This window comes from Methanobrevibacter sp. UBA212 (genome assembly GCF_905233225.1).
Classification (GTDB): domain Archaea; phylum Methanobacteriota; class Methanobacteria; order Methanobacteriales; family Methanobacteriaceae; genus Methanocatella.
This window is the reverse complement of sequence record NZ_CAJODJ010000070.1, coordinates 1-9,865: the sequence shown is the minus strand read 5'-3', so window position 1 is coordinate 9,865 and position 9,865 is coordinate 1. Positions and strand designations below refer to the sequence as shown.

3 protein-coding genes and 1 pseudogene are annotated in these 9,865 nt (G+C 35.8%); all 4 read right to left on the bottom strand.

Translation table 11 applies throughout. The annotated features are described in order from the left end of the window. Positions 1-999 (bottom strand): annotated as a pseudogene (locus tag QZ138_RS11200) (hypothetical protein); the annotation flags it as partial. After that, positions 978-3,947, bottom strand: a complete 2,970-nt coding sequence (locus QZ138_RS11195) for a right-handed parallel beta-helix repeat-containing protein (RefSeq protein WP_292889098.1) — start codon at positions 3,945-3,947, stop codon at positions 978-980. The pseudogene QZ138_RS11200 and the gene QZ138_RS11195, both read right to left, overlap by 22 nt. Positions 3,948-4,079: 132 nt before the next feature. Beyond that, on the bottom strand, positions 4,080-5,252 hold the full coding sequence (locus tag QZ138_RS11190) for an Ig-like domain-containing protein (protein WP_292889097.1): 1,173 nt from the start codon (positions 5,250-5,252) through the stop codon (positions 4,080-4,082). 35 nt (positions 5,253-5,287) lie between these two features. After that, positions 5,288-9,865: right-handed parallel beta-helix repeat-containing protein (locus QZ138_RS11185; protein WP_292889096.1), on the bottom strand; the 4,578-nt coding region annotated here is incomplete at its 5' end.

The window sequence follows — 9,865 nt, the reverse complement described above, 5'->3', positions numbered from 1 at the left end:
TATAGTGCTTCCTCCATTATTTATAAAAATACAGTAATTTACTGGAGTTTTTTCGTTATCTGAGTATATTGCACTTCCTTTATCTGATGCTGTATTGTTAATGAATATCAATTGAGAGATTGTTCCATCATTAAAACTTGCATAAAGTGCTCCGCCACATTCCGCCTGGTTTTTGATGAATGTGGAGTTGCCAATTCTGCTTTCTTTTGCAGTTATATGTATAGCCCCTCCATTTTTCGCATGATTTTGTAAAAATTCGGAGTTTCCGATAGTACTTTTTTTAGCGGCAAGATATATTGCCCCACCATTATTTACAGCACTATTTTCTAAAAAGGTTGAATATTCAACAGATTCCTGCTCATTATCAAGTGAAAATCCTCTCTCGTTGAAGTAAATTGCTCCACCATCATTGGTTGCAGTGTTTTTGATGAATGTTGAGTTAATCACCTTACCGTAATCATAATGCCAGAAAATTGCACCCCCATTGCTTGCAGTGTTGTTTGCAAAGGAGCTTGAATTTACGGTTCCGTAATTTGCATTCCAGTAGGCCGCTCCACCATTGGTTGCAGTGTTGTTTGCAAATTCACAATCAGATACTTCACCGTACCGGGCATTCCAATATACTGCCCCTCCATCCGGTGCATTATTGAATGTAAATTTACTGCTATCTACAACACCATCTGCAGCATTCCAGAAGACTGCTCCACCTTCACTGCCTGCATTGTTGTTTGCAAATTCACAATCGGATATTTTACCGTTCTTCTTATCCCAGTAGACTGCTCCACCATCTCCAGTAGCGGTATTGTATCTAAAGGTACAGTTTTCTACTGTAGCCTCAGTATCATGAACATATATTGCTCCACCTGAACCTGCACGGTTATTGGTGAATGTTGTGTTTGTAATTGTCATGTTTTTGCCTTGGAGGAATAAAGCACCTCCATATCCTGCAGCATTATCTTTAAATATTGAATCTTTTATTAATCCATTTTGTCCAACCATGTTATTGCTCCGTTTAGAGCCCCGGTGTTGTTTTCAAAGGTACAGTTGTCAATTACACCATCATGTCCGTTCCAGACAACAGGACCGTCGTATCCACCCACATCTTCATTGCCTCCATTTACAAGAATGAGATTTTTCAATGTTACTCTTTCACCGGATACTGTAAATATTAATGATTTGCCGAGGGCGTTTATGGTGTGTCCGTTACCGTCAATGGTTATATTTGTAGCCCTTATGGTAATTCCGCCGACGCTGTCAATGCCCTCTGTGAAGGTATAATCCCTGTCAAGGACAATAATGGAATTGTCAGCAGTAGCATATATTAAATCATTCAGCAAGTCAAACTCTCCTTTTTGAGTGAAATTAACAGTGTAATTAACGTTTTCATAACTTGCTGTTAAAAATGCAGGTTTGGAAAGCATATAAACATTGATTTGGATTTCACCATCATCACCGAAATCAATGCTTCCCTGACTGCTTGACATGTTGACACAACCCAATCTAATGCTTATATTTGATAATGTATAGTCGCTATTCTTAATGATTCTTTTATTGACATTGTCATATACGTTGTTTAGGGAAATGTTTGCATAGTCATGCATAAGTGTCATGTTTAAGAAATACCAAGTATTGACATCAAGATTAACTTTGGATAGACTGTTGAAATTGTCTGCAGTATTTCCTAACCAGTTGTAATCCAAATAGTATTCATGAGGTTGGCTTTCAGCATATATTTCATATTCTGATTTGGAATTGATAATAATATTGTTTATAACATTCAGTTTATTCAAGGCTTTTTTGGCATGGATGATTTTGTCAGCATCGTTTTGAATAAATAATGAACCGTTGATTTCCACATTTGAAGTTGAATTCAAAAGGATTAAGCTTTCGCCAGCGACGTTATTGACAAATGTGGCATTATTCAAAACACAATCGTCTGCGATGACTATGACTGAATTGTTCTGTGCGATATTATCAAGGAACTGGCAGCCATTGATAACACAATCACCGGCAATGTATAGAATTGAAGTATTCTGTGCAACATTATAAATGAATTGACAATCATTGAATTCACAATCGCTGTTGATTATGATATTTTCATGGTTTGCTTCAAATGTACAATTGTTAAATGTCACTTTCTGAGCGTTTATACTGTTTATCGGGATGTTACAATTGACAAAAATGATGTCATTGAATGTAACGTTGGCGGAAGGATTATTTATTTTGAATGCTGTACGGTTATTTCCATTTATTATGTGTCCATTACCGTTTATTGTCAGACTTTTATCAATTAAAATTCCTTCACTGCCAATGTGTGAATCTCTGGTTTCACTATATGAAAAATCATTCTCCAATGATAATGATTCTGTTGCTTGATTAATATTTGATTGAAGAGCAGTGAATATGTCAGGAGGTGTTTGATCAAATTTAAAGACATATGTATAATCCCTATACTTGAATTTTATTTCACCTTCATCAAATGCATAATTAGGTGTATATTCAAAAGAATTCTTGTTTAAGCCAATGTTTATTTTAGTTGTATTTATGGTACCTGTTGTTGTTTCAATAGTGAACTCTCTTAAAGGAACATTGAAAGTATCTTGAGAGGTTTGCTTGAATGTGAAATATCCAGTCACAATAGAAGGGGAATCCGCATTCTTAACATATTCAAATTTTAAATTTAATTCATTATCCATATAAATGACATCTTTTTCATCACCTTTTTGAATATCATGTCCATTTGGGAACCAACATTCATGGAACCCGGTAAAAGAGAATTGGTCAGTGTAAATGGAATCCCTTTGTAAAAAGATACAACTTATACAAATAGGACCATGCTCAGGAACATCAAAATAAGCAGAACAAAAATCAATATAAAGATCTTTACCGGTCTCTGCAGTGTTCTTATCGAAAACTGAATAATATATATTCGGACCATATTCGCAGAAGTAAACTGCACCTCCATAATCTTCAGCACTGTTTTCTACAAAAAGACAATCTTCTATAATATCCTCACCGTTCCCATTTGTAAATCCATATATTGCACCACCATCTTCATCAGCATTATTTTTGTAAAAAGTACAACTTCTTATTATTTCGTGACGAGCATTTGAGTAAATAGCTCCCCCATAATTTCCGTTATTACTTATAAAAGTCGAAGTGAGAACCTTATTATCTCTTACATATTGGTCTTTTGGAAATCCATCACATTCCATAAAATAAATGGCTCCCCCATAATCATCGGCTCTATTATTTTCAAAATAACTGTCTGTGATATAGGATCCTCTTGAATAATATACTATGGCCCCTCCATGGTCATCAGCGGCATTATTGGTGAATCTGCAATTTTCTATATATGCACCAGTAAATTCAACATATATTGCACCAGCGTCATCAGCATGGTTATTGTCAAAAGTACAATTAGTAATATATATTGAACCCTCATTGTCTTCTATACCTATACATCTTATTGCACCCCCACTGGTCCAGGAGACATCACCATTTTTAAAAGTAATGTTTTTCAATACCACACGTTTATCCTTAGCCAATACGATATCAAAGATCCTGTCTTTACGTTGTCCGTCAAGATAATGGCCTCTTCCATCAATTGTAATGCTTTTAGAAAATTCAACGGTGCCAGTATCCTTAAATGCATAATCATTATCCAAATAAATGGTAGAACCCTCTTCAGCACCGTTAATAAAATCCTGCAAATCTCTAAAGCTGCCTTCATCGGCACTTAATGTGTCTTCATCTGCAGCCGCTAGAATACTATTGTTTTCATCAATCTGTGTGTCTGTTGCCTTTAAAATGTCAACATCTTGTGTAATATCGTCTGTAACTTCACTGACTGCATTTGTATCATTTACATCACTTGCGGCAACCGTTGCCAAGGTGAATAAAGTGACAAATAAAATCGTGAAAATTACCAAAGCCTTGTTTTTCATGAATTTGATTCCTCATTTAGCTAAATTTTCATTACTTTAATATCTTTTGTTAATAAGTAATAAAATTTTTTCAAAAAATTGTTAAAAATGAGAAATAAATAAATAAAAAAAGATAGAGAATTTTAGGATTCTCTATTTTTTAACTTTTACAGTTCTTTTTACAGTGTCTTTTAGGTAAGTTACTTGGTATTTTACCTTTTTGCCCACTTTGAGTTTTTTGAGCACTGATTTTTTGATGGTTACTTTTGCCACTCCTTTTTTGTTGGTTTTAGCCTTGTATTTTTTGCCTTTGAACTTGAAGGTCACTTTTTTGTTTTTAAGTGCTTTTTTGCCTTCTTTTAATGTGGCTTTCAGTATGAGTTTTTTGGCTGATTTTTTGACTTTAACCTTCTTGAGGGTTAAGATCTGTTTTACGTTTACCTTGTTGGTCACTTTGATTCCTTTGTATTCGGCGGTTACTGTGTATGTTTTTGGAAGGTATGTTTTGGTGAATTTCAAGGTAATGTAACCATTCTTATCAGTTTTTAGTGTTTGTGCCTTACCGTTCACTGTCACTTTGACTGCAACGTTTAATCCGACAGGTTTACCGTCGTCACCTATTATGCAAAGTTTGTATGCATAGTTTTTGGCATAGTATATGTTCACATTTTTGTTTCCAGTGATTCTGGTTGTGATTTTAACGGTTTTAGTGACATTATCGTTGTTTAATGGGTTTACAGCTGTCACTGTGTGTGTTCCTATGGCCAGTTTGAGGTTTAGTATTGCAATACCTTCATCATTGGTTGTGGCATTGTATTGATTGCCGTTTATGATGAATATGACCTGTTTTTTAGCCATTGGATTTCCGTTTCCGTCAACGACTGTTACTTGATAGTCCACTCCACTGTTGAATCCTCTTGTCATGTCTTCTGCTTTTATGATTGCGGTGACATTTGCAATGCTGGTTTCCTTGGATTTTGTAGGATAATTTTTATCACCTGTGTATTCAAAGTCCACAGTACTGTCCAGAGGTATCAGCGGCATGCTTATAACTGCCTTACCATTTTCAACTGTTGCATTGTATTGTTTGCCGTCAACTATAACTGTAACGTTTCCTGTGGCATCTTCTGGGAATGTGAATGTTATTACAGTTTCGTTTGCAGTGTTTGTTGCGGTTATTTCCGGTTCGAAAGATTCATTTTTAAGCACACTAACTTTGACAGTGTCATTTATTGCGCTTGTATAGTTTTCTGTTTCACAGTATTTTACGGTTATTGTGTAATTTCCAACTTTAACGCCTGTGAATGTTATGGTATTTGTGCCCACATTTAGTGTTTCCTCTTTGGTTTGGTTTTCAACAGTTATATTGTATTTACCGTTAGTATCAGTGTTAATGGTAATGGATATGTTGTGTTTTCTGCTTTTACTGTTATTGTTGGTGTTGCTTTAAATATGCTTACTTTTATGGTGTTGTTTGTTGCGCTTGTGTAGTTTTCTGTTTCATCATAAGTCACGTTAATTGTGTATTCGTTTGCGGATAACTCAGTGAATGTTACTTCTTTGGTTACATTGGCAGTTAAGTTAATGATTTGCTCTTTGTTACCTATTTTAATAGTGTATTTTCCATATTTTCCATCAATATCACTGGTAACGTTTACAATCAAGTTTCCCGGATATGTTGTGTTTTCTGCTTTTACTGTTATTGTTGGTGTTACCTTTAGGATGTTTACTTTGACTGTGTTGTTTGTTGCGCTTGTGTAGTTTTCTGTTTCATCATAAGTCACATTAACTGTGTATTCTTTTGCTGCCAGTCCTGTGAATGTTACAGTTTCCGCAATGTTTGCTGTCAGGTTGAGTTCTATTTGCTGATCTGCGATTTTGACTATGTATCTGCCTGTTATATCGCTGGTAATGTTCACAATTATGTTTCCAGGATAGGTCACGTCATTTGTGACAACATTTATTATTGGAGTTAACTTGTTGACTGTGAATGTTTTTGTTTCATTGCTTGGAAGAATTGTATCGTTTCCAGCATTTGTTACTGTAATGGTGTATGTTCCTGCAGCCAAATCAGGGTTAAGTATTCTTTTATCGGTTATATTGATGAATACTGTTTCATTATCTTCATTTTTTATGATTACCTCAACTGTTGTAGGATTTACCACACTGAATTCAATTGTAACGTTTCCATAGTCAAATTCGTCTATATCCTCAATTATCACAGTGCCTTCCACATATGCTTTGTTTACGGTGATTTCTGCTGTTTCAAAATGGGCAGTGAGGGATGTTTGGGTTGCTTTAGGTATGTAAGACGCCTCTGCAATTCCGTTATCATCAAGTTTTGTATTGTCTGCAACATCAATGTTTTCATTTGTTAATGTTAATGTTATCTGCGGCAATTTGCAGGTTTGTCCAATAAGTATTCTGGAATTTACCTTATCATATAAGTTATTTAATGTGATATGTGCAATTCCATCAGCCATTGTCATGTTTAAAACATACCAGTTATTTATTTCCACATCCTCAGCTACATTTGCAAAATTTTGATTGAAATCGGTTATGTTGTTTCCCCACCAGTTGTAATCTGCATTTAAAGTGGTAGGGCTAAACCATGAGGTATCGTCATAATATATGCTATTTCCACTGTTATTTATGAAAACGCAGTAATTGACTGGGTTTGATATCTCTTCCAGGTATATTGCACTTCCGTTATCTGATGCGGTGTTGCTTATGAATACTAATTTTGAGATTGTTTCCTCTTCATTGCTTGAGTAAATTGCTCCACCTTTTGTGGCTTGGTTTTTGATGAATGCGGAGTTAACAATGCTGCTTTGTTTTGCGGCGAGATATATTGCGCCCCCATTATTTTCAGCACGGTTTTCCTGGAATGTTGAATTTTCAACTGTTTGCTCTTTGCTTTTGAGTATAAATCCTTCACGGAAGTAGATCGCTCCGCCGTCGTTGGCGGTATTTTTAATGAATACTGATTCGATAACATTTCCGTAATCGTAATCCCAAAAGATCGCTCCACCGTATCCGCCTGCGGTGTTGTTTTCAAAGTAGCTTGAGTCTACGGTTCCATAGTCATCATTCCAGTAGATTGCTCCGCCGTCCTCGGTTGCGGTGTTGTTTGCAAATTCACAATCGGACACTTTGCCGTACTCGTGATTCCAGTAGATTGCTCCACCTGATTTTGCTTTATTGAATGTGAAGTTGCTGGTGGTGACGATGCCTGTTATATAATTCCAGTAGATTGCTCCACCGCTTCTGCTTGCAGTGTTGTTTTCAAATAAGCTGTTGTGTATTTTTCCTTTTTCTCCATTAACGTAAACGGCAGCGCCGTTATTTGCATCGTTTTTTATGAATGCACAGTTATCGATGTGAATATATTTTTGATTTGCATAGACTGCTCCTCCATCAGATGCGGAATTGTCGATGAATTTTGAATTGGTTATTCCTCCACGGATTTCATCGAAGTAAATTGCACCTCCATAAAAGTTTGCTTGGTTATTGATGAAAGTGGAATTGTTTATGCTTCCCATAGGCCCTGTCCATGTTATCGCTCCACCGTTAATTGCCAAATTATTGGAAACGGTACAGTTTTCCATAGTCCCATAATTTCCGCTCCATTGGATAGGGCTTTTTTGGGATATTGGATCATATCCGTTTATCAGGTTTAAATTGATTAATTTAACGTTATTTCCCACTACGTTCAATAATTTGGATATTCCAAGACCATTGATGGTGTGTCCGTTACCATAAATGGTTAAACTGTCTTTGTTTATTATTATTCCGCCAATGCTGTCTATGCCGTCTGTGATTGTGTAGTCCTGAGTCAGGTTCAGGGTAAAGTTTTCGGCATTGTCAATTAATTCCTGTAACAAATCAAATTGCCCTTTTTCTGTTGTATTGGCGGTATAGTCAAATCCATAAATGACTGCAGTTAAATATGCAGGTTTTTTAATTGTTTTATAGGATACTGTGACGTTTCCATTTTTAATGATTGCATAATTGTTTACTACGAGGTCTTTTCCAATGAGTTCGACGGCCACATCAGCAAGGCTGCAATCTGTAACGGTTGCGATTGATTTTTCCCTGTCATCATATAAGTTGTTAAGTGATATTGTCGCCCTGTTGGATTTTAATGTAGTGTTCAGGAAGTACCAGTTATTTATTTGGGCATTCACTTTAGGGGTGCTGTTAAAGTTGTCTGCAGAGTTTCCCCACCAGTTGTAATCCAGATTGTTATTGTTATGTCTTTGAATGTATACGTCATAGGTGGATTTTGGGTTTGCGAAAATGCTGTCTTTAACGGTTAAGACATATGTTCCTGATTTTGCATAAATCATTTTGTCGACATCATTGTCAATGAAAGAACATCTGCTGATAAGCACGCTATCTGTAACAGACCCTCCATCGTTGTCAATAAATATTACTCCCTCCTCATTATAATAACCATGATTTGAGGAATAAAAAGTACAATTATTGAAAGTAACGCTTTTTGCATTTTTAATATTTGCAGCATAGTCCAATGCATTGACAAAATTGACGTTATTGAATGTTACGTCTGCAGTTTCTTCATCGATTATAAAAATTGAGGCATAATCAGCACCATCAATTGCATGGCCGTTACCGTTTATTATCAGGTCTTTTTTAATAGAGATGCCGTCTGCAAAATTCATATCATCTTTAGATTTGAATTTATAATCATTTTCCAAATTGAGCACGTTTCCGGTTTGGGCCATTATCTCATTAAGGTGGGTGAATGAATTACTGGTTATTGTGCTATTGCTTTCTGTGTTATTTTCCACTGTTCCAGGTGTTGTTTTAAGGTAAAATGCCGCATTTGATGCAGCGGAGTTATTTATAAATGCACTGTTGGTAAGATTACAGTTTGCACTTGAGAAATATGCTCCTCCAGCCACATAATCCGCTTCATTTCCAATAAATTCACAATTGTCGACAGCACAAGTTTCTGCGTCAATGTATAATCCTCCACCATTGCTTGCATAGTTATTTATAAATTTTGAATTTGTAATCACGGTTTTTGAATTGATGTAGCCCGCACCACCGTCATTTTTACTGTTACAATTTTCAAATGTTGATTTATCAATAATGTTTGCTGTGCTTTGGGTAGAATATAACTTAACAGCAGTAGATTTAATGTTTTCAAATTCACAACCGGAAATAAATGTTATCTTATTTGAGTTTATTGCCTCCCCTGTGTTTTCAAAAGTACAGTTTATAAAAGTAATCTGGTCATTGCCGGAAGAGATGCCTCTTATTGCAGTTTCCTTCACGTTTATAATATTTAAATTTTTGACTGTGATGTTTCTTCCGCCTGCAAAGTTAAAGATGCCGTTGACACCCTTACATCCGTCAATTGTATAGCCATTTCCGTTTATTGTAAGGTCTTTATCAACGGTAATCGCATTTCTATCGTCGAGGGAGGAGTAGAACTTATAATCATGAGTTAGATTTATCTCATTTGAGGCTTTTGATATCTCATGTTTCAGTAGGGTTAATGAATCATACTCTCCGGCATGGGTTATTTTAAGGGAGCTGATAAGTGCACCGTTATAAAAAATTGATACAGTACCTTCCTTACCATCCAATGCAGTATAATTAAACGGTGTTGAAATTATATTGGTGAATGTGATGTTTGTTGGATTTAGGTTACTGTCACCGAATTGGACTTGAAATGTTACAGGTTTTCCTTGAGGCATTTGTAAAAGAGTATCGTCGGATTTGAGAAACATGAGTTTTAATTCAACAGTATCGCCCAGCCTCACTTCTTTAGGTATTGTCGGGACATAAATATACCTGGAAAAAATTTGGCCATATATTCTCACTGTTTGGTATCCGGTAACAATAAACGGTTCATATCTGGTTTCATATCCGTATCCAGATCCAACAAATCTCTCAGGGATTTCATTAGA

Coding starts and splice junctions, on each gene's coding strand:
- QZ138_RS11195 (WP_292889098.1), bottom strand. CDS start 3,947: ATGAAAAACAAGGCTTTGGTAATTTTCACGATTTTATTTGTCACTTTA.